Below are 25,762 nucleotides of genomic sequence, written 5' to 3' on the forward strand. Positions count from 1 at the left end.
GTTGCCTCTTGGCCCGGCGGTCGTTAAGTGGCCCAGCATATAGTTCGCGATCTGGCTCCGATCACGGGAAGGTCATTTCGATCAAAGGCTTAGCCGCCGTTAGGCTTTGGAGCATTGGCCGAAATGCACCCTCTGAACGATACTTGGTGCCTGTTCGATGGGATGTATTCGATGCCGCTGCTCAACTGGTCTAACCGTGATGAAGACCTGACCCGTTCCGCCCTGACGCCCTACCGCCTTCTGGAGCCGGTGGCCAGCTTGTCCTATGGGGAGGTCGACTCTCCGAACATGCTGATCGAAGGCGACAACTTGGACGCTCTGAAGGCCCTGCTGCCTTACTACGCAGGGCAGGTGAAGTGCATCTTCATCGATCCGCCTTACAACACTCGCAGCGCCTTTGATCATTACGACGACAACCTTGAGCACGCCAAGTGGCTGTCGATGATGTATCCGCGCCTAGAGCTGTTGCGAGATCTGTTGGCTGAAGATGGATCGATTTGGATAACCCTGGATGACAATGAGGCCCATTACTTCAAAGTCATTGCTGATGAGGTGTTCGGCCGTAAGAACTTCATTGCAAACGCGATTTGGCAGAAGGTCTTCTCTCCGAAGAACAGTGCTCGACATCTTTCCGTCGACCATGATCATCTGTTTGTCTATGCAAAAGACGCAGATATTTGGCGTCCGAACGACATGCCTCGGTCTGAGAGGCAAACTGCCACATACAAGAACCCCGATGAAGATCCGCGTGGTCCGTGGACCTCAGGCGACCTTTCAGCGCGCAACTTCTATGGCGCTGGAACATATCCGATTACTTGCCCCAGTGGCAGGGTAATACCTGGCCCTCCAAACGGAATGTATTGGCGTGTGTCGAAGGAGAAGTTTCAGGAAATGGATTCCGATGGGCGGATCTGGTGGGGCGCTGCAGGGAACAACGCTCCTCGAATAAAAAGATTTCTTTCGGAAGTCAAGCAAGGTGTAGTTCCTCAGACGATCTGGATGAACTCAGATGTCGGAAATACGCAGGAAGCGAAAAAAGAGGTCGTCGCACTTTTTGGTAGTGAAAACTTCATGACGCCGAAGCCTGAACGTCTCCTTCAACGTGTCATTCACATAGCGTCTGAAGAGGGGGATCTTGTTTTGGATAGCTTCCTAGGCTCTGCGACTACTTCTGCGGTTGCTCACAAGATGCGCCGGAAATGGATTGGGATAGAAGTCGGTGAGCACGCTCGGTTGCTTGGTCAACCCAGGATGAAAAAGGTTGTTGATGGTGAGCAAGGAGGCATCTCAAAAAGTGCCGACTGGAGGGGCGGTGGCGGCTTCCGCTTCTACAAGCTCGGTGTGCCCGTGTTCGATGATGCGGGCCACATCCGCGAGGGCATCAAGTTCGAACACTTGGCCGCCCACGTCTGGTTTGCCGAAACAGGCACCGCACGCTCCACACGTGCCCCCAAGCAACCGTTTCTGGGTGAGCACCATGGGATCGGCTACTACCTGCTGTTCAACGGCATTCTCGGGGATGAAAGCAAGAGTGGCGGTAACGTGCTGACCAAGCGGATCTTGAAGGGCTTGCAGCCCTTTGAGGGGCCCAAGGTGATCTACGGGGAGTCCTGCGACTTGCCAAAGGAGCGTCTGGAAGAACTCCAGATCACCTTCAAACAGACCCCCTACGACATCAAGGCACGCTAAGCATGGCTCTTTCCCTCAAGGTGTATCAGCAACGGGCCTTGTCCAGCCTGGCCCAGTTCCTCGAAGACGCCCGGCTGACCGGCCCGGCATCCGCGTTTGAGAAGAACGCGGATGCCGGTCTGGTCACCCAATACAAACCCATGCCTCATCTCGAGGCCTCGCCCTACGTGTGCCTACGCATTCCGACGGGCGGCGGTAAAACGGTCATGGGCGCGCACATCATCCAGGCGGCGGGCGACGCCTACCTCGAGCGCGAGTTCCCGCTGGTCATGTGGATGGTCCCCACCACCCAGATCAAGACCCAGACGCTGGAAGCCTTCAAGAATCCCCGACACCCCTACCGCCAAGAACTGGACGAGGCGTTCGGGGGCAAGGTCGCTGTGTTCGATGTGGAGGACTTCACCCACATCCGCCCCGCTGACTTGGGCACCAAGGTGTGCGTGGTCATTTCGACCATGGCGGCCCTGCGCGTGGAGAACCAGGAAGGTCGCAAGGTTTACGAGCACCACGAAGATCTGGAGCCTCACTTCGCCGGCAGCGTGTCCGACTTGCCCTACTTGGAGCAGAACAAGGCGGGAAAGGCCATCGCGTCCTTCGCCAATCTGCTGAAACTTCACGGCCCGTTGGTCATCACCGACGAAGCCCACAATGCCAACACGCCCCTGTCCTATCAGGTCTACGAGCGGCTTGGTGCCAAGGTCGTGGTGGAGCTCACGGCCACGCCGGAAGCCAGCAAAAGCAATGTGTTGGTGAGCGTCAGCGCGTTCGAGCTCAAAGTTGCCAATATGATTAAGTTCCCAGTCGTGCTCAAGGAGCACGTCGGGCAATGGGAAGTCGCAGTGGGTAGCGCCGTGGCTCGCCGTAACGAGTTGGGCAAGACCGCGCTGGGCGAGCCGGACTATATCCGTCCCATCCTGCTGATTCAGGCTGAGAACGCCAAGGGCACTGCCACGGTCGAGGAGGTCAAGAAGCACCTCATCGACAACGAGAAGGTGCCCGAGAAGGCGATTGCCATCGCCACGGGCGATCAGCGCGAGATCGACGGGGTGGACCTGTTCGCCAAGGACTGCCCCATCGAGGTCATCATTACCAAGCAAGCGCTCAAGGAAGGGTGGGATTGCTCCTTTGCCTACGTCTTCTGCTCGGTGGCCCAGGTCAAGAGCGACAAGGACATCCAGCAGCTGCTGGGGCGCGTTCTGCGCATGCCGTATGCCACCCGCCGCAAGCAGGAGGCCATGAACAAGGCCTACGCGCACGTCACCACTGCGGCGTTCAATCTGGCTGCCGCAGAGCTCACCAAGTCGCTCATCGACATCGGGTTCAACCCTCTGGAGGCCGTGGGGGCGGTGCTGCCGGATCCCACACCTGGGCCCGGCTTGGACTTGCAAGGCGGCAAGGTCAATCCGGTGCCCGTGACGCCCAGGGCCACCATTGCTGTGAGCAAACAGCCTGATCTTACCGGCATCCCTGCTCGGGACCAGGCCAGCGTTGTATTCACTCCGAACGAAGAGGGTAAGGGGGGCTTGGTAGAGATCACGGGCGAGGTTGACGATTCCACGGTGGAGGCCATCACCAAGGTTGTGCCAACCAAGGAGCGCGAGGAGGCGGTCGCCACCATCGAGCGGCACCAGATCGCATCCAAGGCCGTCAAGGCACCCAGCCAGAACGGCGCAGTGTTCAGCGTGCCGCGGCTGGGGGTCATGGAGCAGGGCGAGCTGGAGTTCGTGGAGAGCGGTGCCACGCCGCCGGGCTTCACGTGGGACTTGCTGGCCTATCCCCCTGACTTGACCAGCCTCAAGTTCAACGCAGACAGCAAAACCTTTGAAGTCGATTTGGTGGACGAGAAGGTCAGCTATACGCCGATTGATGACGACGTGAACACTTATTTGCCAGGCTTCGCCAAGGACCGCACCCAAGCGGACTTGGTGGGCTGGCTGGACCAAAAGATCCGTGATCCGGGGGTCAAGCAGCCCGTGCTGCGGGAGTGGTTGCGCCGGTCCATCAGCGGGCTGTCCGAAGATCGGGGCTTCTCGCTATCGCAACTGCTCAATGGCCAGTTCGTGCTCCGACGGAAGCTCGGAGAGCAGCTTCAGATCGCCAAGGCGGAGGCGCTTAAGGATGGCTTCCAGCAGGCCCTGTTTGGTGCCGACGCTGAGATCGTGGTCAGCGACGAGCCCGATGCCATGTTCACCTATCCGGCGGACATGACCCAGTATCCGGCGCATGCCTACTACCAAGGCGGCACGTATCGCTTCCGCAAGCACTACTACCCCCTCGTGGGCGATCTTCAATGGAAGACCGCCGGGGGCAAGGTGGGTGAGGAGTTCCTCTGCGCCCAAGCCATCGACCAACTGGATGAGGTTGAGTTTTGGGTCCGAAACTTGGTGGACAAGAGCCAGTTCTGGATGCCGACGTCCAAGCAGCGGACCTACCCGGACTTCGTAGCAAAGCTCAAGGACGGTCGCCTCCTGGTCGTCGAATACAAGGGCGGCGACCGTTACACGGCGGACTCTGAGAAAGAGAAACGCATGATCGGTGAGCTGTGGGCCTCCAAAAGCAAGGGCAGGGGGGTCTACCTCATGGCCCAGCTGACGGACGAGAAGGGCAACAGCGTCACCGAGCAACTTAAAGCAGCGATCTCTAAATGATCAGGTGTGAATGCAATATTCGCAGCCGATGAGACGGAGGCGCGCGAAGATGGATCTGAAACCAACCAATGGAACAGGGGCAATGATTATTGACGATGTGAGCAGTGCAGGTAAGCAGGCCGAAGGTGATCTGTTCAAGGCTTTTGATGAGCTGGGCCTCAATCCATCCGATGAGCAAGTTCAGCAGTTGAAGGCTGCCGTCAGCGGGATCGTTAACGTTAAGCTCAAGGTTGGGGTCTTTGGGCAAACCGGTATGGGGAAGTCGTCCCTTTGCAATGCGCTATTTGGTGCCGAAATCTCCAAGGTTGGTCACGGCGTATCCATGACGCGCCAGCAGACGGAAGCGCAGATCAACCTGGGCAATGGGGGCGGCATAACCCTTGTGGACTTTCCCGGTTTGGGGGAGGACGAGGAGCGCGACGAGGAATACAAGGCGCTCTACAAGAAGGAGATGCCAAAGATGGATCTCATTCTCTGGATGCTGGCTGTCAATGATCGGAAGAACAAAGACGACATCCTTGCACATGAGGAGCTGGTCAGGCCGATTGCCAAGGAAAACGCCATTCCCGTGATTTTTGTTGCCAACAAGGCTGATGCGGCGCAGCCCTCGGGTGACTGGAACTTGGAAAACAACCGCCCCAGTCTCAAGCAACAAAAGTCAATCGACGCTGCGGTCCTGGGCTCTACTGACGAGAACGGCGTCTTGACAAAGGGCTTTGTGCAAAAGTTCTCCGTCGAGCATTCCGATATCTGTGTTGTTTCGGTCGATAAGGGCTACGGGCTGGTGCGTCTCGTAGACACCATTGTGAGGTCTCTTCCTGCCGACAAAAAGTTTGGTGTGGTCCGAGAGGCAAAGAAAGAAACGGTATCCGAGCAGGCGAAGACTGAAGCTAAGGAAGGGCTCTTCGATACCATCAAGCGCGAGGTGATGCGTGTTGTCAAGGAGGCCGCACCGGCTCTTGCGGCCGCAGCTGCCAAGAAGTTGATTGAGATCGGTTTGGGCTGGTTGCGGAAGAAGCCCAGCTTCCGGATCTAACGAGGCATCGGGGCATGATTCCCAAACGGCCGCCTTACTTCTTCATGTGTCGGAACTGCCTGCATAAGTTTGAGCGCAACATCCCGGTCGGTCTCATTTGCCCTGTTTGCCGGTCTCTTCGGATAGTGTCGAGACCGGTGATGAAGTGAACCAGCGGGCCCCGTCGGGACCCGCTCACTGCTAGGCGTTGATGGTGGATTGGTCGAATATCCTAGGGCTGGGGCCGCGCTCTGTCTCAACGGATAAGACGTGTGCATGGAAGTATGGCGACATCAAATACAAGGAACTGGGGACAAATGACGGACGATCTGAACAAGGCCCGCGAGCTAGCGGCGATGCCTGCGCGCAAGAGGCCTGTGCTGCTCATCGCTGATCGGAAGGCATTGGCAGAAATGACAGCCAGGGCAGAAATTCATCCTTGGGTCAGCGGATATCTGGGGCTCTACCGGCAGAAGGCATGGTGGAACCCGCAGGCTTGTCTGATTGAGGCTGGCGAGGACCTATACGCGGAAAAGAGCGCGTCGCTTCGCGAAGTCGATACCCCTGACGATCAGCTGATTGAGAGGTTGGGAAAGGCTCTGAAGTTCACCATCCCTCTGATCCGACTGACTCCAGCAATCGCCGACGATGTGTTCACCTTTGATTATTTGAAGCCCATCGAGAACGGGAAGTTCTATGTGCTCCACCCCGTTCGGCATAGCCACTACGTGTTAGCGGCTGATTACCCCCAGCGGGTTCTTGTCGAGACTCATTCGACGTTCTTGAAGCTCGCTGCTGCCTTGGGGGCTAAGAGTGTGAAGCTCACTTCGGTCACTGCGGAGGAGTCGAAAAAAGGTGGGGGATTTAAAGCACCCATTGAGGAGATTAAGGCTGTATTGGGGCTAAAGGCTTCCGTAGACGAGTCGGTCAGTGCCACGTATTCGCACGAGAAGACCTTTGATAAGCAGTCGCAAGCGCCTCACGTCCCTGAAGATTTGAAACAATGGGTCGAGAGCGATACAAACCTTGAAACGATGGCGCACCTCCGCCTGAAGAACGGTGTCACCAAGGACCACGTGAGCATCTCGGTCGCGAGAAAAGCAGGTGTCGATGCTGAGTTGCTCGCAAAGGTGGGAGACAAAGAGGCCAGCGCGAACGCGACGTATCATGCTGCGTCGACCTCTACTTGGCATTTCGCAGTCGAATACCATCCCCTCTAGCAACGGATTGCACCCATGAGCTTGGAAAAGATTTGCCTGGCCGCAGCACTGCTGGCCCTCCCGGCCGCCGCGCCAGTCCTCGCCAAGCAGGGCGAGGTGTGCTCATCGAAACCATCAGCCACAAACAACACGCTCTCCGACAGCATGGTGTCTGAATGCAAGACGGCGGGCGCCGCCACCATTCCGAAGCCCTACAGCTAAGGCTGGAAGGTCGTGACGACGCTGCCCCAGGCTAACATGGGCACGGATCCCAAGACCGGGTTGCCGCAGTCCAGATTTGCTTGGACGGTGGTGGTGGAGCACGACTGATGACGCAATCCATTCAACCGTATTCCGAAGAGGGCTTTGCCGCGTTCCGCGAACAGGCCCAGCAGGCGCAGGAAGCCCTTGTCGCAATGCGCAACGCGCTGGAAAACTTGGCCAAGGAGGAAGGAGTCTCTCCTGAGGTATCGCTGGAAAGGGAGATCCCAGATGGCCCGTTCTTCCCTCAAGGCCAGGCCGGTGTGGACCAGCTGAAGCTCATTCCCGGGCACGAGCCCCTGATGGCTAGCACTTCCACATCGCTGTCTGGTTGGATGGAATGGATCAAATCTCAGGTGATTGGATGACTAGTGGAATGTTGAAGAGTAGTCAGGAAAGTGCTTGGGGAACTGACGCAATGAGACATCAACTTCGAACTAGGTTCATGCACTACGCACGGACGTTTCAAGGGAAACGTGGACTCAAGCGATTTAGCAATGCTTCCAGTCAGACGCCCAACCTATATGTCTACTTTGCCGGGAGGAGTGCTGGCTACGTTCACGAGTGGCGGCTGAGTGGCTCCGATTTGATATTAGGGCACTTTGCTGTTGATAAGGCGCTTGAGGGTAAGGGGTTCGGTGAGTCGCTTTTACGTGGATTTGTCTGTTCAGCTCAACGTGAGCTTGGGATCAAAAGAGTTGTTTTTAGGCTGCGCAAGCACTCGCCGGCTTATACGAAGCTTCTCTTGAAAGTGGGCGCGATTGATACCGGTCGGGTGGTTGACTTCAATCCTGAGTGGCATTGGATGCTTCCTGCTCTTGAAAGGCGCTGCTTTTTTTGGCGGTGGGTAAAGCATCTACGAAGCAGATTTTCAGCATAGCCTGATGCTTGCAACTCACCGAGTCGCGGTCGCTTGCGCTCGGCGCTTGGACGCGATTTGAGCCAATGGTCCCAACCTTTGCAAATCGGGATAGGCAGAATCCTGCCCATCCCATGTTCCTCGGGATCGTTCGGCCGGCTCACTCCGGCCTATTTTTCGCCTAGTGTCAGGCCTCGCCTCGCTGGGCTTGGCGGTCCCTGGTGAGCGCAACCGCCTCCTCATACGTGGCTGCTTTGCCGCTAAGAAGCAGGTCCAACGCGACCCGGTGCCGGGCGGTGTAGTAGATATTCCCCAGTGGCAACACCGTCGCTGGACGCATCGCGGGGCCAAGGGTGTAGACGAAGTGCGGAGAATGGGTCTCCGGCCAATGCGGGTCTACGTCCTGAAGCCGATCAACCGTGTCTACGCGCTCGATGAAGTGGACACTTCGGAACTGCGATAGGTAACGGAAGCCGATGTAGGCCGGCGGGACAGTGGGCCAGCCATTGCCACCGATGGGATGGAAATACTTGCCCTGCTTGGTTACGACATCGATCCAGGTCAGCTCTTGAGAGCTGGGCATCAAGTCGCGGCTTAGCGAGACCACATAGGCGAGCGAGTCAAACGCGTTGGAGGTCATTCCATATTCCGATAGGTGTAAGGCGAGCTGGTCCAGCCACAAGCGTTCGATTTGGTTTCTGGTCGCAGCAAGAGCCCGCTTCGCCATGGCACGGATTTCAGACCAGGAGAGGTGATCGACGGGGATGCCCTCGACGTCCGCAGGAAGGTGCCGAACGGCCCAATCCTTCCGAGCCGCGCTGACCGAGATGAGCCGCTTGTGCTGCACATTCGAGTCGGCCAAGCGATGGACATACCGGGCAAGTTGCGCATGCGTGGCCACCTGCCAGTGTCGCTTGGCTTCAAACACCAGATGAAAGGCCGTGCCTGAAAGAACCTCCAAATCAGTGAACCCGCGATCCTTCATGCCGAAGTCTTGGCTGGAAAGCGCCACCTGTGCCAACGGATCAAGCCCCATGGCACCGAAGAGCTCCGCACGAAGCGCTGCGGACTGCTCCAGGCACCATCCCAGGGCATAGGTGCCCGCGTTCTCATCGCAGCCGGCTAGCCCAAAGCAACTGACGGGTTCTGCCCCCCGAATCAACATCAAAGCCTCCTTGCAGTGGGGCAAGGCATCGCCCCTACTGGGTCGACTGATGTTGCCAGAACTTCTGGTTTTGGGGCCACCACTTCCCCGCGTTGACGCGCCTCATCACGAGCGCGCGGAAAGCATCGGGGGAAGGGGCTGGCCCCTTCCGCTTATGCCTGCACTGGTTGCATCGGGCATGTGCGGCCACCACGTTCCCGGACACGTCTCGGCCCCCGTCTTGCTGGGCCAGCAGGTGTTCGGCGGTGCACTGAAAGGCTTGAGCCTTGCGGGACTTCAGTCCCAGTTCTGATGGGGCTTCGAGCCACATCGGCAGACCGCAATAGAAGCAGCGGCCCAACTGGGCATGGAAGGCGGACGTGCGGAGGGATTTGCGGCGTTTGGTCGTCATGGAAAGCTCCGGAATCGAAAAAAGATTCCCGCGCCCCCATTGGGTGGACCTCGGGCACCCGGAGCCTACTGGCATGCGGGCACAACACCGACGCTTCAGCGACCGGCGATTGCTTTTTAGCTTACTCGTGTCTTCGGTGCAAGCGCTTGGGTTGGCACCTCCAAATCTTGTTGCCCGATCCTCTTGCGGAAATGGATTTATCGAGTATTGGTGAAGCAAGCCCAAGCCGGGCCCTTTCCCCTTTCCCCAATATCCGAGGAGGATTTTTCATGCGCAAGACCCTTTCTTTTTCTCTGGCCTTGATGGCCGCGTTTTCTGCCACTTCGGCGTCCGCCGCTGACGTCACCGAAGACCTGATCATTTCTGCGACCGTGAACAACGAGTGCAGCCTGCTCGTGACCCAGCTGAGCGGCGGTGAATACAACGGTTTGGCGGTTGGCACGCAGGGTTATTCCAACGGCGCGTTGCTGGTGCGTTGTAACCAGGGCACGGCCTTTAGCATCGTGCCCGGCGATGGGTTGAACTACGGCGCCGCGATTGCTCGTCCCAATCACCGCGCCGTGTCCGATGGGGCCGGAAACTTCGTCGCCTACGGCCTCTTCAAAGATCCTGGTGTCAGCCAGATATGGGGCAGTGGGGCCGATGCTTGGGAGGGCGTGGGAACCGGTGAGCAGCAGATGATCGGCATCGGTTATGCCTTCTATGATCTGAACAAGGTGCCCGGCGGAACCTTCTCCGACACCATCGCCGTGACCCTGACTTACTGATCCTCAGCCGTTTTACTTGAAGCCCCCGGAAATCTCCGGGGGTTTTCTTTTGGTGGTGGGTTGACAACTTTAAAAGTTTTGTTTGGATCAAAGGAGTTGATCGTTTCGGAGGAATGATGTTGAAGCGTTTGTTGGTGGTTTCATTGTTTTTGCTGGGCGCCGCTCCTGCATCGGCGGGCAACGTGTCGTTGTTTCCCACAAGCATCGTGGCCCCGGCTGGAGAAAGGGCAGGCGCGTTGACCTTGGAAAACCATGGGAAAACCCCCGAGCGTTTCCAAGTGACGGTGCTGGACTGGTCCCAAGACGCCAGCGGGCAGGACGTGACCAGCCCCGCCAAGGCGGTGCTCGCGGCACCGTCCGTGGTCGAAATCCCGCTTGGGTCCCGCCGGGCCGTGCGGTTGGTGCGCACCCAAGGCATCGGCACGCCGGGCTACTACCGCGTGCTGCTGCGCCAGTTGCCCCAGCCGTCCACGGCGGGCCAGGTGCAGTTGTTGATCCACCAGAACCTGCCGGTGGGGTTTGAAGACGCCAAGGCCGGTCCTCCCGTGCTCAGGGCGCGCTTCACCGCCGACGGGCTTCTGCTGACCAACACCGGTTCGACCGCCGCGCGCCTGACCGCCGTCGGTCCTCAAGGCATGCCGGCATGGCGCGAAGGGGCGCTGGGATGGGTATTGCCAGGGCAGAGCAAGCACGTGGAGCTCAAGCCTGGCCTCAAGGCGTCCAAGCTCTCAATCACGGTCAACGGGGCTCCCGTCGTCGTCCCCGTGAACTGAGGGCGACACGTGCGGCGGGGAAGCGTCCTGGGCCTCGCGCTGGTCCTGTCCATTGGCAGCGCGCACGCGGCCATCCCAGACGGGGTGGAACCCGTGCTTGCAGCGGCTATCCTGGCCAACGGCCAGCCCGCCAAAGACCCCGTGTTGCTCTGGCAGCAGAACGGGGCTTGGGTCGCGCAAGCCACGACTTGGCAGCAGCTCGGCGTGACCCTTCGCCCGGGCGAAGAGGGGCAGGACCTGACTGACCAAGCCTTGGGCGTCTCGGTGGCTTACAACCCCGAGAACGCCACGGTCCGGCTCACCATCCCCGCCGACCGCAAGCCAGCCCAGCAGCTCACCCGACGAGGCACCCCGGTTTCCCAGGTCTCGCCGGCCATCGGGGGCGTCTTGGTCAACTACAACCTCGCCACCCAGATTGCAGGCGGCCAACAAGCGACGTCCTTGGCACTGGAGGCGCGCACCGGAGGGCGTTGGGGCGCGGTCTCCACCACCGGGCAGTTCAACCAATCCCCCGCCGGGTTTGGCATGCGCCGCGGCATGACGACCTGGCAGAAGGACGACCTGCAGCGCCAACGAACCTGGCAAGCCGGCGATGTCTACGCCACGCCCCGCATCGGCCCCGTGGCGCTGGGCGGCATTCGCCTCGCGAAGGACCCGGCAGCGCTGGATCCGCTCACGCCGACGTGGCCCGTCCCGACCTTGGGGGGCATCGCGCTGGATCCGGGGCAGGTCAAGGTCCTGTCCAACCAAGCCGAAATCACGCGCCAGGACGTCAAGGCCGGCCCCTTCACCGTGGACAGTCGAAACGTGGCCTTGGGAGCCAGCCAAACGGCTGTGGTGGTGCGAGACGCCTACGGCCGCCAGACCGCCGTTTCCACTGCACGCCTCTACGTCGCCCCAACCCTGCTGCGTCCTGGACTCTCCGCTTGGGAAATCGCCGCCGGACAAGTCCGCGAAGACGAAAACCGCTACGGCACGGCCGGCGTCAGCGCGTCGTGGGCCAAGGGCGTCAACGACCGCTGGACCATCCGAGCCGGTGGTCAGGTGGACGAGAACGGCAAGGGCAACGTCACCGTGGGTTCCACCTGGGCCCCGGGCACCTGGGGCGTGCTCGACGGGGAGGTGGGGCGCTCAAGCGACGGCGGGACGCGTTGGGCTGCTGCCTACGACTACCGAGGGCCCACCTTTGGCCTGCGGCTGGAACACGAAGAAAACGACGGTTTCTGGCGACTGCAGATCGAGACGGCGCTGCCCATCGCTTCGCGCACCCAAGCCAGCGTTTCCTACCGCCCGGATCGCCGCTTCACTTTGCGTGGCATCTACAGCGCCATCGACACGGGGCGCTCCAGCCTGGCCTTCGCTTCCTTGGGCGTGAGCGCGAACCTGGGCACTGCAGGCCAGGTGTCCGCCAACGTGCTGAAGGACCTCAACGGCGGCGATCTCCAGGTATCGGCGACCTACACGTATCGCTTCGGCAGCAAGGCCAGCGTGGGTGTGCGGGCCCGCCAGGCCCCAGGCCAGGATGCCCTGACCACCCGAGCGACCTACCGCACCGAGGGCGGCCTTCGCGTGGCTGCAGAGCACACCGAGGGCGATCAGGGCAGCACCCAGGCCACGGCGGATGCCATGACGCGTTACGGCGACGCCCGGATCATGCTGGACCGCTACGACGGGCAAACCCAGGTGGCGGCCAACTTCTCCGGCGCCGTGTTCCTGGACCACCGCGGCGTGGCCTTCGGGCGACCCGCCTACGCCAGCTTCGCCGTGGTGGATGTGCCGGGCCAAGCGGGCGTGCCGGTGCGGGTCAACGGCGCACCGGTCGGCCAGACCAACAAGCAAGGCCGCGTGCTGGTCACCGACGTTCCCTCCTTGCTGCCCACCACCGTCAGCCTCAAGGACAAGGAGCTGCCGGTGGGCGTGGAGATCGGGGAGACCGAAAAGCAATCGGTGGCCCCCCGCCAAGGCGGTGTGCGGGTGACCTTCCCCGTGCTGACGCAGAACGCCCGGGCCTTCACTCTGACAGGGGCCAGCATCGCGCCGGGCACCCTGGCATCTACGCCGAACGAACAAGCAATGGTGGGCTACGACGGAGCGCTCTACCTGGAACACCCCGAGCCGGGGATGGCCGTTGAGGTGTCGGACGTGTGCAAAGCCGTGTTGCCGTCTCCACTGCTGGGCGTGGACGAAGTGGCGAAGTTAAGGTGCAACTAGCCGCTCAGATCTCCCTCGCGAGTGGGCGGCACCCCTAGCACTCTTGCCTTTGCAGCAATGACTGCGCAAACGGTCAACCCACATTCCGGGCAAACCGCAGGCTTGAGGAGCCTCTCTGGCAAGATAGGAACGATGGCCCCGCATTCGCAGCGCAGCCCCAGGGCTTCGACCTTCTGCACCCGTCGCTCCGGGTCCCCCTTGATGGCCAAATAGCTCGAGTTGCACTTGGTATTCGGGCAGAAAACGGGCTTGTCCCCCGCTTGCTCTGCCGGGCCGAGAATCAGCACATGGCCGCAGTCGACGCATTTGCCCGTCGCGAGATCCTTGCCGGCAGCGATCAGCGTCGAGCTCGCAACCTCTTCCAGCTCACCGATGAGAACACGGAGCCTTTCGATCTTCGGCCGTGCGTTCGTCAGATCTTTGCGCAAATGGAGAAAGCTCCCCAACGAGTTGTAGTAACTGCGAAACTTGCCCCAAGGAATGCGTTTGGCCTCGCCTATCGGCAAAAAATCCTTGTCCTTGAAAGCGGCCTTCAAGTCAGTTGAGGCGAAATCGAGGTCTTCGGGCAGCGGCGTGACCGAGATGGAAAAGCTGGCTGTTTGATCAGAGTTGGGGTCGAACGTGGCCAGCATTTTGATGATCTGGTCCGGTCGCCATTCGCGAGCAAGCTCGGTGGAAACGTCTTCACCGTATGCAGCCAAGTTCTGATAAGCCACAGATTCCAAGCAGAATCGTAGTTCCAGCGCGGCGTAGATGAATGACGCGTCATCGCCCCTGCTGATTAGTTCTTTAGCCGTGCTTAAACGTTCCGCGATGTTGTAAAGGGCCATAATCAAAGGTTACTCGATTGGAACTCGGGATCAAGTTAACAGCCGCCTGTAGGCACTATCTCCCAACGAGATTGCCTAAATGCGTGGGCGGGACTAGAGTTCGTGGAAGGGGGGATGGCCAGACCAGTTGAGAAGGAGCGCCCAATGCCCATCAGGGCCGTGGTGTATGTCAGCGAGGCATCCGACGCGTTGCGCGGCGATCTGCTTGGCCTCCGGAGCGGCAAGCTCCAGGAGCTGGTCGACGACGCAACTCGATTTAACCGGGACGCAGGTGTCAGTGGGGTGCTCTTGTTCGACGGCACGCGCTTCCTCCAATACATGGAAGGCCCCCCGGACGGGTTGGACGTGGTGTTCTCCAGAGTGCTCGGTGCTTCGAGCCATCACGATCTGATCGAGCTGCAAAGAGGGACGATCACGGATCGTCGCTTGCCTTACTGGCCTATGCGCTGGTTGCCTGTGGAAGTCCAAGAGCTGAGCGAGGTCGCAGAGGGCGACTGGGCCGGCTTCAAGGTGCGGGGGGATGGAGAAGCGTTGAACGCAACCGCGATCGACCGTTTAATGTTCCTAGTGAGCAGGCGCGCACTGGTAGGAAGGTGAACCAGTGGCGACCGCCAGGCAGCGCAAGGAATCCGACCCCTACGTGCAGCCCAAGTCTTCGTGGATCGCCGTAACAAGCTGTCGGAAGCGGTAAGGCTTCGGGAGAAATCGAACCTTCTCGGGCAGCGGGGGCAGCTGCGAGCGTTGAAGGCCAGACGCGAGCATGACGCGGGCCTGGGGTTGAGCAACCGCGGCTTCCGCCGCGACCTCCAGCCCGTCGGCGCTGTCCGGCATGTTGAAGTCGGTCACTACCACCGCGAACTTGGCGCTGCCGCGCAGGAGGACGAGGGCCTCGTCCCCGTTGCTGGCGGGAGTGACTTGGAAGCCCTGAGAGGTCAGGGCCTCGACGACGACGCTGCGGAGATCGTCTTCGTCTTCAACAAACAACACGTGGATCGGCATCTCAATGCTCTGGTGCGGGGAAGCAAAGGCTGACGCGGGTTCCCTTCCCAAGCTCGCTCTGGAGCTCGGTGAACCCGCCGGACTGGGCCGTGAAGCCAAACACTTGGCTCAAGCCCAGCCCGCTGCCCCTTCCGATGGGTTTGGTAGTGAAAAACGGTTCAAATACCCTGGCCTGCTGGTCCGCCTCAATCCCTGAACCGTCGTCTCGGACGCTCAAGCAGATGTAAGGGCTTTCACTGGCGTTGGGCAACGTAGGATCGCGGGTTTGCCGCGCAGAGGCCGTGATGAGGATCGTTCCGCCCTTCGGCATGGCATCGCGGCTGTTGCACACCAGGTTAAGGATTGCGGCCTCCAGCTGTGCTTTGTCCAGCGACAAGGTCGGAAGGCCTCGAGAAACCTCGACCGTCAATGCGATCGCGTCGCCGGCAGAGCGGCGCAGCAGCGCTTCGCATTCGGCCATCAAGGCGGCCAAATCGACGGCCTCTGGCACCAGGGTTTGGCCCTTGCCAAAGGTCAGCAACTGCCGAGTCAGAAGGGCCCCGCGCTCAGCGGCCCGCTGCGCCGTGTCAATGAGCTTGGCCACGCCCCCGTCTTTGACCCGCAGGCTGATGAGGTCCAGGCAGTTGGCCACGATCGTCAACAGGTTGTTGAAATCATGGGCCAAGCCCAGCGTGAACTTACCGATGGCCTCCATCTTCTGCGCCTGCAGGAGATCGCGCTGGGCTTGGAGCAGCTGCTCCTGCGCTTCGTGGCGCTCGGTGATGTCGCGGGTGATTTTGGCAAACCCCACCAGTTCCCCGTCTTCCCAGATGGGGTCTATCACCACACTGGCGCGAAAGCGCGTTCCGTCTTGGCGCAACCGCCAGCCTTCGGCGACATAGCGCCCCTCCAAGGCCGCGGTCCGCAGGTTTCGCTCTGGTAGGCCGGCTTGGGCCTCCTCGGGCAGGTAGAAGCGGGAAAAGTTGGTGCCGACCACGTCGGCAGCCTGGTAGCCCTTGATTCGTTGCCCACCCGGGTTCCAGGTCTGGATCACCCCGCTGGGGTCGAGCATGTATAGGGCGTAGTCGGTGACCGAGTTCACCAGCAGGGCAAACTGCCGGCTCTCGTCCCTCAAATCGGTTTTCGCTTTCGCTGGTTGGTTCATGGGTCATCCTCTCGGCAGGGCCACCGAAGGGCGACAGAGTGCGCAGTGTAGAAGAGCGACGGCCGTCATCCTTTTGCGCCCTCTTAACAAATCGGGCGAGCCCTCGGGCCACACTGTCCAATCGTGGCACATCCACTCAGAGCGCTTGTAGGGAGAAAGTCATGGGATTGGACGGCAAAGCAGTAAGGGTTCTTCTTGTAGAGGACGAACCCACTCTCATGATGGTCTTGGAGCAGGCCATTGCCCAAGTCGGCTACGACGTCTCCAAGACGGCCGAAGATTTGCCCACAGCCTTGGTATGCGCCGAGGAGGCGGCCTTCGATGTTGCGGTGCTGGACGTCAACTTGAACGGGGTCGAGTCTTACCCCGTGGCCGATCGCTTGGTCGAGTTGGGGGTGCCGTTCCTGTTTACGACCGGTCTTGGGGCCAACCGGCTGCCCGAACGCTTCAAAGGCACGCCCTTCCTTGAAAAGCCTTTTCGCCTGAAAGAGATCGCCGCCGCCCTCCAGTCCCTTCGCCAGGAACTGGAGGTTCACTGAGTTTCCGGACCTAGCACCGGTCGGGACCTTCGGGTCCCTTTTTTTATTTCAGCGGGGCGGCGGTCTGCTGGTAGGTGCCCACGATCTCGCTCACGCCCAGGATGTGGCCCTTCGCGGCCTTCAGCACCTCGTCCCGCGTTGCCCCGGCCTTCATATCAAGCACGGTGTCCAAGGCCAACAGCTGGAAATGGTAATGGTGCGGTGGATCCTCGACCGGCGGTTTAGGGCCAAAGTAGCCTACCGAGCCTCGGCTGTTGGCCCCCTGCAGCATTCCCTCCGGTTTCAGCAGCCGTGGATCGACGGGCAGGCCCTCCGGCAGTGATTGTGTGGTGGCTGGGATGTTGTAGGCCACCCAGTGAACAAAGGGCTTGACGTTGGCCGCGTCCGGGTCCTCCATGATCAGCGCATAAGACTTGGCACCAGGCACCGGGCTCCACGAAAGAGCGGGCGACGCATCGTCGTGATACGCGCTGAAGCGGGAAGGCAACGCTTGGCCCGAGGAGAACGACGGAGAGCGGATCTCGAACGCAGCGGCGTTGCCGATCCGATCCTTGGCCAACGGGACCCCCGAGCCTTGATTGACTTGGGCCATCAAGGGCCCGCTAGGCACTGCCGCCGCGGGGGAGGCGGACGCTTGGCCCTGGCCGTAAGTCACACGGTAGATGACGCCGTTGGCATCGTCGCCAACCAGCAGGGCCCCCCCCCTTGGTCATCGCCAGACCGACGGGCCGTGCGATGTGCGCTTGGCCGTTGTCGACCAGGAAGCCGGTCAAGAAGGGCTCAAAGCCGACCGGCTTGCCGGCGTCGAAACGAACCCGCACCACCTCGTAGCCCGACGCAGGCTTGCGGTTCCAGGAACCGCGCATCGTCACGAAGGCGTCCCCCCGGTAAGCTGCCGGAAACTGCTGGCCGGTGTAGAACAGCATCTGCATGGGGGCCGCGTGGGCGGTGTAGCCCAGCACCATGGGCTCGCTTGTCGCCGCCCATTGCTGTTTGCTGATCTGCCCTGGCGGTGTGCTCTGGGGATTCACCCCGTCCTTGCCCCAGATGTGGGGCCAACCATACTTCTTTCCTTTCTGAATGCGGTTGAGCTCCTCGGGCTGCTCATCGTTGCCCAAGTAGTCGATGCCGTGATCCATCCCCCACAGCTCCCCCGTTTTGGGGTCCCAAGCAAAGCCGATGGTGTTCCGCAGGCCACTGGCGAAGATGGAACGGCTCTTGCCATTCGGCGAGGACCTCAGCAGTGCCGCGTGCTCGGGATTGGTCTCGTTGCACGCGTTACAGGACGAGCCCACGCTGATGTAGAGCATCCCATCGGGGCCAAAGGCCAGCGTGCGGTTGGGGTGCTGACCGCCATCGGGCAGGTCGTTGATGATCCGTTCCTCTGGACCCAACGTCCCGTCGGGGTGTATGGGGGCGCGATACACGTCGTTGGCCGTGGCGACATACAGCTGCCCGTTGGCGATGGCCAGGCCGTGCGCCCCTGGACGCGAGAAGACCACCTTCGGTTCGGCGTCCAAGGCTCCGTCTTCATTGGCATCCTCCAGCAACAGCACGTCGCCTTGATCTCGACGTGAGACATAAATCCGCCCGTCTGGTGCCACGGCGATGATCCGCGGATTCTGAAGGCCTTGCGCAAGGGGACGCACTTGGAAGCCACTGGGCACCGTCAGGGCCTGAACGCGCTCGGGCGTCGCATCTACCTTGGCGGGTTTGAACGTATGGACGTTGGCTTGGACGTCGGTTCCGTCCCCCTGCTGAGCGAAGGCGAGGGAGGGGGCCAAGAAGACGAGCAAAAGCGCGGAACGGGTCATGAGGATGGCCTGGCGCTGAGGAGCGTTCAGCATGTGGCGGGAGCGGTCAATGGCCTGCGAATGCGTTGCATGCGCGCCGTTCACCACGAGGGCCATCGATCTCCAGGCCCACGCACCGCCGGTCTGAGATGCTCCGCCGTTCGCCAAGCCTTCACTCGGGGATCGCTTGATCCGCATCCCAGCCTCGATACGGTAAGGCTTCGCCCGACACGAGAGGAGGACATCCATGGCAGAGCTCAAAGAGAACCTGTTGGACTGGCTGCGCGACGCACACGCAATGGAGCAACAGGCGGAGACCATGCTCAAGGGGCAGGCGTCCCGCATCGAGCACTACCCGGTGCTGAAGGCGCGCATCGAGGAACACATTCAGGAAACCATCGGTCAACGCGAACGGCTGGAAGGGTGCATTAAGCGCTTGGGCGGCTCGCCGTCGACCCTCAAGGACGTGATGGGCAAGATGGCAGCCTTCGGTCAGGCCGTCGGCGGCATGACGGCCTCCGACGAGATCGTCAAAGGCGCGATGGCCGGTTACGTCTTCGAGCATTTCGAGATCGCCTCCTACACGGCCCTGATCGCCGCAGCGAAGACGGTGGGCGATGCAGAAACGGCCCGGATCTGCGAAGAAATCCTCGTGCAGGAAGAGGCGATGGCCGACTGGCTGGCGGCCCACCTGCCCGAGGTGACCGAAGAGTTCATGGTGCGCGACGCCACGCCGGGCGTCGAAGCCAAAAAGTAACCGCTGCGCCGCGCCGGCCGGGTTCACGCCCGGCCGACGCGGCCGGGCCTACAACGAAAGGCCCTAGGATTGGAGGCGGCTGGCATGCCCAGGCCCATCTGGAGTGGTTCGTTGTCCTTCGGGCTGCTCAACGTTCCGGTGTCCCTCATGTCCGGCGAGCGTCGCATGGATCTGAGCTTTCGCATGTTGGACGCACGAAACAAAAAGCCCATTCGCTACGAGCGGGTCAACGCCGAAACCGGCGAAGAAGTGCCTTGGAAGGACATCGTCAAAGCCTTCGAATACGACAAGGGCAGCTACGTCGTCATAGAGAAAGAAGACATCGCCGCGGCCGCCCCCGAGACGCACGAGTCCATTGACGTGGAGGCCTTTGTCGACGCCGAGAGCATCGGGCTGAGGTTCTTCGAAAAACCCTACATCTTGGTGCCTGGCAAGAAGGCCGAAAAGGGCTATGTCCTACTCCGAGAGACCCTGAAGGAAACCGGCAAGGTGGGCATCGCCAGGGTGGTCATCCGCACGCGCGAATACATTTGCGCGGTGATGCCCGAAGGCGATGCGTTGATCATGATCCTGCTTCGCTACCCGCAGGAGTTGGTGGCTCCGGACGAATACAAACTGCCGCAGGGTGGGGCGTCGGACTACCGGGTTGCGCCCAAAGAGCTCGAAATGGCCAAGCAGCTGATTGAGAGCATGACCTCTGAGTGGGAGCCGGACAGCTACCAGGACGAGTTCCGCGAGCGCCTGTCCGACATCATCAAGAAGCGGGTCAAGCAGGCCGGTGCCACGACGACGTTTGAGGAACCGGAGCACCGCGAGGACTCGGCGACCAACGTGGTGGATTTCATGGCCTTGCTCCAAAAGAGCTTGGAGACCAACAAGCGCACCCCGGCGAAGGCAACGCCGGTGAAGACCGCCTCCAAGCCCTCCGCCAAAGACAGCAAGCCTGCCAAGAAGGCCGCCGTTAAGAAGGCGTCAGCCAAAAAAGCTGCAAAGAAGGTCCCCGCCAAAAAGGCTCGAAAGAGCGCCTGATCACCCAAGGAGAATCCCATGAGCGACGACAAGAAGAACACCGGCAGCCCGGACCGCGACCGCATCAACGTCAACGAAGACTACGAGCTCCAGTATTGGACCAAGGCGCTGGGCGTGTCCGCCGACGAGCTCCGGGCCGCCGTCAAAGCCGTGGGCCCCACCGCTGCGGCCGTTCGCAAGCACCTGGGCAAGTAACGAGGAGCCGTCATGTCCTTGGTCGAATACCGCCGCAAGCGCCGCTTTGACCAGACCAAGGAGCCGGAGCCTGGCAAAGCGCTGCCCCAAGGGCAGCGCGCCATTTTCGTGGTCCAACTCCACCACGCCAGCCGCCGGCACTACGACTTCCGGCTGCAAATCGGCGACGCCCTGAAGAGTTGGGCCGTCCCCAAAGGCCCCAGTTACGACCCCAAGGTCAAGCGCATGGCCGTGGAAGTAGAAGACCATCCCGTCGACTACGCCAGCTTCGAAGGCGAGATCCCCAAAGGGCAATACGGTGGTGGGCACGTGGCCCAGTTTGATCACGGCGTCTGGGCCACCCAAGGAGACCCAGAGGCACAACTTGCCAAGGGTCACCTGCGCTTCGAGCTGTTTGGCACCAAGCTCAAAGGCGGGTGGCACCTGGTCCGCTCCGGCAAGCCTGCCCGTCAGCCGCAGTGGCTGTTGTTCAAGGACGACGATGCGTATGCGAGCGATCTGGAAGCGGACGATCTGCTCGCCGATGTGTCGGCGGCCCCAACGGCAGACATCAGGAGGGCCGGCGGCGGTAAAGCCGACAAGAAGAAGCTCAAAGCCCTCCCTGCAAAGCGTGCGCGACGGAAGAACTGGGCCAAGAAGGCCTTGGTCCTGCCCAAAGCGAAAGAGGCGGCTCCGCCTTCCGGCCCCTTCGAGCCCCAGTTGGCCACGCTGGGGGAGGCCCCGCCGCAGGGCGACCAATGGGTCCATGAGATCAAGTGGGACGGGTATCGGATCCTCGCAACGGTCGCCGATGGGGCCGTCCGGCTCTGGTCCCGCAACGCGTTGGAGTGGACCGACAAGATCCCCGAGATACGCGACGCCGTGGCGGAGTTGGGCCTTACCTCTGCTGCCTTGGATGGCGAACTCATCGCCGGATCGGGCACCAAGGAGGACTTCAACCTGCTCCAGGCGACATTGTCCGGGGAGCGGCAAGGCGCGCTGGCCTACGCGCTCTTCGACCTGCTCTACATCGATGGCGTGGACGTGGCCGCAGCACCTCTGTTGGAGCGCAAGGCGCTCCTGCAGGAGCTACTGGCGGGCCAGGCCGGCCACTTGGCCTTCAGCTCTCACGTCCAAGGCGACGGCAACGAAGCCTACCGCCTGGCTGGCGAACAGCACTTTGAAGGCATCATTTCCAAGCGCGCCGATCGCGGCTATCACCCCGGCCGCAGCGACGACTGGCGCAAGACCAAGCAGCTGGCCAGCGACGAGTTCGCCGTGGTCGGTTACACGGCCCCCAAAGGAAGCCGCAGCGGCTTTGGCTCGCTCCTTCTGGCCAAACCTGATCCCAAACACGGTTGGCTCTACGTGGGCCGGGTGGGCACCGGGTTCTCCGACGCGTTGATCAAGGACGTGAGCAAGAGGATCCAAGGGGGAGGCAAGAAGCCCACGGCCTACGTGCCCACGGAGGACACCGATCTTCGGTCTGCCACGTGGTTCGAGCCACGCTTTGTGGTGGAAGTGTTCTATCGCGGCATCGGGGGGCAGCAACTGCTGCGCCAAGCCTCCTTGAAAGCCGTGCGGGCCGACAAGGACGTGGCCGATCTGACCGACTCAGACCGAGCCCCGGTAAAGGGCGGCCGCGGGAAGCGGGCATCGGCGGTGCCTTCTGCCCGCAAGACCGCCCCAACGCCTCAAGCCGATCGCATGCCGCCCAAGCTGTCCTCCCCGAGCAAGGTCCTTTTCCCTGGCGACGGCTATACGAAGCAAGACGTTTGGGATTACTACTCGGCGGTCATGGATCACCTGCTCCCAGAGGTGATCAATCGGCCCCTCTCGATCATTCGCTGCCCCGCCGGCACCGGCAAGCCTTGCTTCTTCCAGAAGCACCACACCGCCGGGCTGGAGCTGGTGGACTCGGTCAAGTTGAAGGAGGACAGCGGCATCAACGCCCACTACTTGGTGGTCCGGGACGCGGCTAGCTTGCTGGAGCTGGTCCAGTTCAATGCCCTGGAGTTCCATCCGTGGGGAAGCCACGCGGAGGAGCCCGACCGTGCCGACCGGGTGGTATTCGATCTAGACCCCGGCCCAGACGTGCCTTTCGCGGAGGTAAAAAAGGCTGCCACTGATATCCGGAAGCTTCTGGCCCAACTAGAGCTGGAGTCCTTCCTGCGGGTATCCGGAGGCAAGGGCCTTCATGTCGTGGTGCCCCTCAACCCGGGGTGCGACTGGGACCTGACCAAGCGCTTCGCCAAAGGATTCGCCGACGCGCTGGCCCAGTCGGAACCTCAGCGGTTCTTGGCCACCGCCACCAAGGCCCTGCGAAACAAGCGGATATTCGTCGATTACCTCCGCAACGGACGAGGAGCCACCGCCGTGGCATCCTATTCACTGCGAGGGAGGCCTGGCGCTCCGGTGGCCATGCCCTTGGCGTGGAGTGAGCTGGCCAAGCTCAAGCGGGCTGACGCGTTCACGATCAAGGACGTGCCGGGCAAGCTGAAACGTCGCCGCAAGGACCCTTGGGAGGGCATCGATGCGTTGAAGCAGAACTTGTCGAAATGGGCCCGAAACGACTAGCCCCTATCCCCGCGGTCGTGTCCGAGCGTAGACGGGCAGACGCGAGCGTCGTTGGCAGCTGCCGAGCACGTGATGAGCACGCGGGCTTGATGCCGGCTCCTGTCCAATGAGCCTCATGCAGTGCGATGCTCCCGCTCCGACCCCGGTGACCGTCTGGACCATCGGGCATTCCACTCGACCTTGGGACGAGTTCTTACAACTGCTGTCCGCACAGGGCATCTCGGCGGTCGCGGACGTGCGTCGCTTCCCAGGATCGCGTCGTCACCCTTGGTTCGCATCCGAGCAGATGGCTGAGACGTTGCCAGCGCACGGCGTGGCGTATCTCTGGATTCCTGAACTGGGCGGGCGGCGCAAGGTGCAGCCGGATTCGCCCAATGGTGCGTGGGACAACGCCGCTTTTCAGGGCTACGCAGACCACATGGCGACCGCCGAGTTCGCCGGCGGGCTATCGAAGGTGCTTGCACTGGGGGGCAAACATCGGACCGCGCTGATGTGCGCGGAGGCACCGTGGTGGCGCTGCCACCGACGTCTCATCTCCGACCTGCTGATGCACCGGGGCCATGAGGTGTTGCACATCATGTCCCACGCCGAACCCAAGCCGCATCCGCTGAACCCGATGGCGCAGGCCGTCGGGCCAGCGCTTGTCTACCCACCGGCTCAGACGGAGCTGTTCTGAACCAACCAGTAGGGCGATCGCGTGTCGCGCACGCCCGGCGCATTTCCCCCATCGAGCAAGCGAAGATGACCAGTCCAAGCCCACCAACCTCGCAGGACCTGCCTGCCTTCGACGCCATCGTGATCGGCGGAAGCTATGCGGGCATGTCGGCTGCCTTGCAGTTGGCGCGCGCTTGCCGCACGGTGTTGGTGATAGACCACGGGCAGCCCCGCAACCAACGCGCTGGGAAGACGCACGGGTGTTTGGGGTGGGATGGGGTGAGCCCCGCAGCCATGCTTGAGACCGGTCGCCGGCAGTTGCTCGCCTACGAGCGAGTGCAATGGGCGACCGATGAGGCCACCGACGCCGCCGGTTCACTCGAGGCAGGGTTCCGTGTCGATTGTGCATCCGGCGATTACTACTACGCCCAGCGACTGCTACTTGCGCACGGCGTGGAGGATCGGTTGCCCGACGTCCCGGGGCTCGCGGAGCGATGGGGAAAAACCGTCCTCCATTGCCCCTACTGCCACGGCTATGAAATCTGCGGAACAGCCATCGGCGTGCTTATTGCGTCCAGATCCGAAGCGATGGACCAAGTCAGGGCGCTTTCTCAGTGGGGACAGATCACGGCGTTCCACGACGGCGCGCTTTCTGCGTCGGAGGTGGAAGAGCTTTCTCTGCAGCTGAGGGGCATCGGTGCGACCCTGGAGAAGGAGGCCCTGGTTGGCATGACCGGCAAAGCGTCCTTGACTCTCGCAGACAGCAGCTCCCGCGAAGTGGAAGCCTTGTTCGTCCACCCGGAAACCACGTTGGCCTCCGGCTTGGCCAAATGCTTGGGTTGCGCAACCGAGGACGCGGGATGCATCACCACGGATTCGGCCAAGCAATCCACCATCCCAGGGGTGTTCGCGTGCGGCGATGCAGCCCGGTTTGCAGGGAACATCGCCCTGGCGGTGGGGGAGGGAGCCTTGGCGGGCGTGGCCGCACACCGATCTTTGCTTGGCTTGCTCCCCTAACGCAGGCCCCGAAGGGCTCAAGAATGTCTCTATTTCCGTCCAATAGGATCAATCGCTGAACGGCGAGGGCCGCTCTCGAGTGACTGAAGCAGCGCTCCGGTCGTGCGCACTTGGACGCTTCCTGTGGATCGCAGCAGCGTCAGCGCGGCGGACCTGCGCTTTGGCAGGCACGCCGTGGCGTCGGAGATGACAACGGTAGAGAACTCCCGCGAGTGTGCGTCGATAGCGGTGGCGTGAATACAGGAATCCAAGGCCATGCCTACAAGCACCAGGGTGCGAACGTCCAGCTTTGCGAGAAGCACGGCCAGTGGGGTCGCCAGGAACGCCGAGTGCTTCGGCTTGAGCACCGTGTAATGATCCGGACCAGGGAAAAGGAGTCGCGCAATGTCACCGGCCGGACCGTCCTCATGGCGACACACTTCCGCCAGCTGGTGAAAGCCGCACTTCCAGTCGCCAAAGTTGTCGTTGGCATAGATGACGGGCCAGCCCCTTTCGTCAAACGCCGCTCGAATCTGACCGGCTTTTTTCGCGGCCCGGAGGGCCAGCGGTGCGAGTTGCTGCCCATCGGAAAATTTGAACTTGCTGAACAGGTCGATGATCAGGAGGGCGGGGGAGCTCACCTCAGTCCCCCGTCTGTGAATGCGGCGCTTCCACCGTCTTGGATTGTGGCGAATCCTTCTGACGCAGGAAGATGGTCAGCACAACCTGCGCCAAGACCGCTAGAAACTCGCTTTGCCAGTTCTGCATGGACTCAAACCAAAAGTCGCTGCTGGAGAGGTGATCGGTAAACGATGGGGGCAGCAACCCGTCGATTTTCCTGAGACTTGGCCCTCCAACTTCCCACTGCCTGGAGCGAGAAGGAGAGGAAGAACAGGAGAAAGAAAACAATGGCCAAAGAGTGGCCGTAGAGGCTCTTCCAGACGTCCCCCTTGCGCACGGGCCAAGGAACCGGCCCTGATCCTACACGGGGCTCTTCTTCTGCTGGGTCGAGGGGCCCCGACTCCGCCGAGCCGGCTTGGCGCAGCCGGACGGTGAGCAGGACATACATGCCCATCTGGAGGAACTCGCTTTCCCAGTTCTCGAAGGTGGCGCTGCTGAAGTGGCCCGTGGTCAGGTAGCTCCAAAACGGCAGAGACTTCAAGCCGTGCTGCGCCAGTTCCTCGTTATGGACCTGCCATCCGGTCAGCGCTTGAGCCACCAGGAAGACGGCCATCAGCGCGAACAACACGATCGACAGGCCATTGCGACGCCACATGTTGTTGCCCTCCCGT

Annotated in this window: 25 protein-coding genes and 1 pseudogene; 17 read left to right on the forward strand and 9 right to left on the reverse strand. The window is 61.3% G+C overall.

Translation table 11 applies throughout. The features are described 5' to 3' along the window. The first annotated feature begins 171 nt into the window (after nucleotides 1-171). The 6 genes from ACZK3W_RS06410 (at nucleotide 172) to ACZK3W_RS06435 (ending at nucleotide 7,180) form a co-directional block, all read left to right on the forward strand. Nucleotides 172-1,689 carry a site-specific DNA-methyltransferase gene (locus tag ACZK3W_RS06410; RefSeq protein ID WP_164089602.1) on the forward strand — a complete coding sequence of 506 codons (1,518 nt, stop codon included), beginning with the start codon at nucleotides 172-174 and terminating at the stop codon, nucleotides 1,687-1,689. Between the two features lie 2 nt (nucleotides 1,690-1,691). Next, nucleotides 1,692-4,337 carry a DEAD/DEAH box helicase gene (locus ACZK3W_RS06415; RefSeq protein ID WP_164089603.1) on the forward strand — a complete coding sequence of 882 codons (2,646 nt, stop codon included), beginning with the start codon at nucleotides 1,692-1,694 and terminating at the stop codon, nucleotides 4,335-4,337. 49 nt (nucleotides 4,338-4,386) lie between these two features. Beyond that, complete coding sequence (locus ACZK3W_RS06420) at nucleotides 4,387-5,373, forward strand: GTPase family protein (RefSeq protein WP_180860794.1); 987 nt, start codon at nucleotides 4,387-4,389, stop codon at nucleotides 5,371-5,373. A 296-nt stretch (nucleotides 5,374-5,669) separates the two neighbouring features. Further along, entirely contained in the window at nucleotides 5,670-6,572 is a 903-nt protein-coding gene (locus ACZK3W_RS06425) for a hypothetical protein (RefSeq protein ID WP_164089605.1), read from the forward strand. Nucleotides 6,573-6,587: 15 nt separating this feature from the next. Then, the gene (locus ACZK3W_RS06430; RefSeq protein WP_164089606.1) at nucleotides 6,588-6,773 is read left to right on the forward strand and encodes a hypothetical protein; all 186 of its coding nucleotides are present in this window, start codon (nucleotides 6,588-6,590) and stop codon (nucleotides 6,771-6,773) included. 107 nt (nucleotides 6,774-6,880) lie between these two features. After that, complete coding sequence (locus ACZK3W_RS06435) at nucleotides 6,881-7,180, forward strand: hypothetical protein (protein ID WP_164089607.1); 300 nt, start codon at nucleotides 6,881-6,883, stop codon at nucleotides 7,178-7,180. A 678-nt stretch (nucleotides 7,181-7,858) separates the two neighbouring features. Here ACZK3W_RS06435 and ACZK3W_RS06440 read toward each other — a convergent pair. Both ACZK3W_RS06440 and ACZK3W_RS06445 read right to left on the reverse strand, forming a co-directional pair. Then, the gene (locus tag ACZK3W_RS06440; protein WP_164089608.1) at nucleotides 7,859-8,836 is read right to left on the reverse strand and encodes a hypothetical protein; all 978 of its coding nucleotides are present in this window, start codon (nucleotides 8,834-8,836) and stop codon (nucleotides 7,859-7,861) included. A gap of 34 nt (nucleotides 8,837-8,870) precedes the next feature. Then, nucleotides 8,871-9,227: an HNH endonuclease gene (locus tag ACZK3W_RS06445; protein WP_164089609.1), complete on the reverse strand. Its 357-nt coding sequence runs from the start codon at nucleotides 9,225-9,227 to the stop codon at nucleotides 8,871-8,873. Between the two features lie 269 nt (nucleotides 9,228-9,496). On the opposite strand from ACZK3W_RS06445, the gene ACZK3W_RS06450 reads away from it, so the two are divergent. From ACZK3W_RS06450 to ACZK3W_RS06460, 3 genes are all read left to right on the forward strand, one after another. Next, the gene (locus ACZK3W_RS06450; protein WP_164089610.1) at nucleotides 9,497-9,994 is read left to right on the forward strand and encodes a Csu type fimbrial protein; all 498 of its coding nucleotides are present in this window, start codon (nucleotides 9,497-9,499) and stop codon (nucleotides 9,992-9,994) included. Between the two features lie 116 nt (nucleotides 9,995-10,110). Further along, nucleotides 10,111-10,767, forward strand: coding sequence for a fimbrial biogenesis chaperone (locus ACZK3W_RS06455; RefSeq protein WP_164089611.1), 657 nt, complete (start codon nucleotides 10,111-10,113; stop codon nucleotides 10,765-10,767). Nucleotides 10,768-10,860: 93 nt separating this feature from the next. Next, nucleotides 10,861-12,978, forward strand: a complete 2,118-nt coding sequence (locus ACZK3W_RS06460) for a fimbria/pilus outer membrane usher protein (RefSeq protein WP_219631560.1) — start codon at nucleotides 10,861-10,863, stop codon at nucleotides 12,976-12,978. Here the strand turns inward: ACZK3W_RS06460 and ACZK3W_RS06465 are convergent. After that, complete coding sequence (locus tag ACZK3W_RS06465; protein WP_008267208.1) at nucleotides 12,975-13,808, reverse strand: hypothetical protein; 834 nt, start codon at nucleotides 13,806-13,808, stop codon at nucleotides 12,975-12,977. The genes ACZK3W_RS06460 and ACZK3W_RS06465 overlap by 4 nt on opposite strands. A gap of 144 nt (nucleotides 13,809-13,952) precedes the next feature. Between ACZK3W_RS06465 and ACZK3W_RS06470 the strand changes: the two genes are divergently transcribed. Then, on the forward strand, nucleotides 13,953-14,405 hold the full coding sequence (locus ACZK3W_RS06470) for a BLUF domain-containing protein (protein WP_164089614.1): 453 nt from the start codon (nucleotides 13,953-13,955) through the stop codon (nucleotides 14,403-14,405). A gap of 39 nt (nucleotides 14,406-14,444) precedes the next feature. Here ACZK3W_RS06470 and ACZK3W_RS06475 read toward each other — a convergent pair whose 3' ends face one another. Together ACZK3W_RS06475 and ACZK3W_RS06480 are read right to left on the reverse strand one after the other, a co-directional pair. After that, entirely contained in the window at nucleotides 14,445-14,807 is a 363-nt protein-coding gene (locus tag ACZK3W_RS06475) for a response regulator (protein WP_049433813.1), read from the reverse strand. A gap of 1 nt (nucleotide 14,808) precedes the next feature. After that, on the reverse strand, nucleotides 14,809-15,951 hold the full coding sequence (locus tag ACZK3W_RS06480) for a two-component system sensor histidine kinase NtrB (RefSeq protein ID WP_164089615.1): 1,143 nt from the start codon (nucleotides 15,949-15,951) through the stop codon (nucleotides 14,809-14,811). A gap of 161 nt (nucleotides 15,952-16,112) precedes the next feature. Between ACZK3W_RS06480 and ACZK3W_RS06485 the strand changes: the two genes are divergently transcribed. Then, the gene (locus tag ACZK3W_RS06485; RefSeq protein WP_164089616.1) at nucleotides 16,113-16,490 is read left to right on the forward strand and encodes a response regulator; all 378 of its coding nucleotides are present in this window, start codon (nucleotides 16,113-16,115) and stop codon (nucleotides 16,488-16,490) included. 43 nt (nucleotides 16,491-16,533) lie between these two features. On the opposite strand, the gene ACZK3W_RS06490 is transcribed toward ACZK3W_RS06485, so the two are convergent. Beyond that, nucleotides 16,534-17,082 carry a YbhB/YbcL family Raf kinase inhibitor-like protein gene (locus ACZK3W_RS06490; RefSeq protein ID WP_478450594.1) on the reverse strand — a complete coding sequence of 183 codons (549 nt, stop codon included), beginning with the start codon at nucleotides 17,080-17,082 and terminating at the stop codon, nucleotides 16,534-16,536. A gap of 10 nt (nucleotides 17,083-17,092) precedes the next feature. Beyond that, nucleotides 17,093-18,400, reverse strand: a complete 1,308-nt coding sequence (locus ACZK3W_RS06495; RefSeq protein ID WP_478450595.1) for a PQQ-dependent sugar dehydrogenase — start codon at nucleotides 18,398-18,400, stop codon at nucleotides 17,093-17,095. Between the two features lie 130 nt (nucleotides 18,401-18,530). Between ACZK3W_RS06495 and ACZK3W_RS06500 the strand changes: the two genes are divergently transcribed. The 6 genes from ACZK3W_RS06500 to ACZK3W_RS06525 all read left to right on the forward strand — a co-directional run bounded on the left by ACZK3W_RS06500 (nucleotide 18,531) and on the right by ACZK3W_RS06525 (nucleotide 24,491). Continuing rightward, a complete protein-coding gene (locus ACZK3W_RS06500; protein ID WP_024957537.1) occupies nucleotides 18,531-19,040 on the forward strand; it encodes a ferritin-like domain-containing protein in 510 nt (169 codons plus the stop codon). 84 nt (nucleotides 19,041-19,124) lie between these two features. After that, nucleotides 19,125-20,069 (forward strand): non-homologous end joining protein Ku, encoded by a 945-nt coding sequence (gene ku / locus ACZK3W_RS06505; RefSeq protein ID WP_099470387.1) that lies wholly within the window; start codon nucleotides 19,125-19,127, stop codon nucleotides 20,067-20,069. An 18-nt stretch (nucleotides 20,070-20,087) separates the two neighbouring features. Further along, a complete protein-coding gene (locus ACZK3W_RS06510) occupies nucleotides 20,088-20,264 on the forward strand; it encodes a DUF3606 domain-containing protein (protein WP_008266817.1) in 177 nt (58 codons plus the stop codon). A 12-nt stretch (nucleotides 20,265-20,276) separates the two neighbouring features. Beyond that, the gene (ligD, locus tag ACZK3W_RS06515) at nucleotides 20,277-22,820 is read left to right on the forward strand and encodes a DNA ligase D (protein ID WP_164089617.1); all 2,544 of its coding nucleotides are present in this window, start codon (nucleotides 20,277-20,279) and stop codon (nucleotides 22,818-22,820) included. 106 nt (nucleotides 22,821-22,926) lie between these two features. Next, nucleotides 22,927-23,496, forward strand: coding sequence for a DUF488 domain-containing protein (locus ACZK3W_RS06520; protein ID WP_049453278.1), 570 nt, complete (start codon nucleotides 22,927-22,929; stop codon nucleotides 23,494-23,496). 65 nt (nucleotides 23,497-23,561) lie between these two features. Continuing rightward, nucleotides 23,562-24,491 (forward strand): NAD(P)/FAD-dependent oxidoreductase, encoded by a 930-nt coding sequence (locus ACZK3W_RS06525; protein WP_164089618.1) that lies wholly within the window; start codon nucleotides 23,562-23,564, stop codon nucleotides 24,489-24,491. Nucleotides 24,492-24,520: 29 nt separating this feature from the next. Here the strand turns inward: ACZK3W_RS06525 and ACZK3W_RS06530 are convergent, their stop codons facing one another. Together ACZK3W_RS06530 and ACZK3W_RS06535 are read right to left on the reverse strand one after the other, a co-directional pair. Continuing rightward, nucleotides 24,521-25,111, reverse strand: a complete 591-nt coding sequence (locus ACZK3W_RS06530; protein WP_227851961.1) for a cysteine hydrolase family protein — start codon at nucleotides 25,109-25,111, stop codon at nucleotides 24,521-24,523. 1 nt (nucleotide 25,112) lies between these two features. Next, nucleotides 25,113-25,746 (reverse strand): annotated as a pseudogene (locus ACZK3W_RS06535) (DUF6766 family protein). Nucleotides 25,747-25,762 lie beyond the last annotated feature (16 nt).

Source organism: Stenotrophomonas sp. 80084_Sma, from assembly GCF_056481995.1.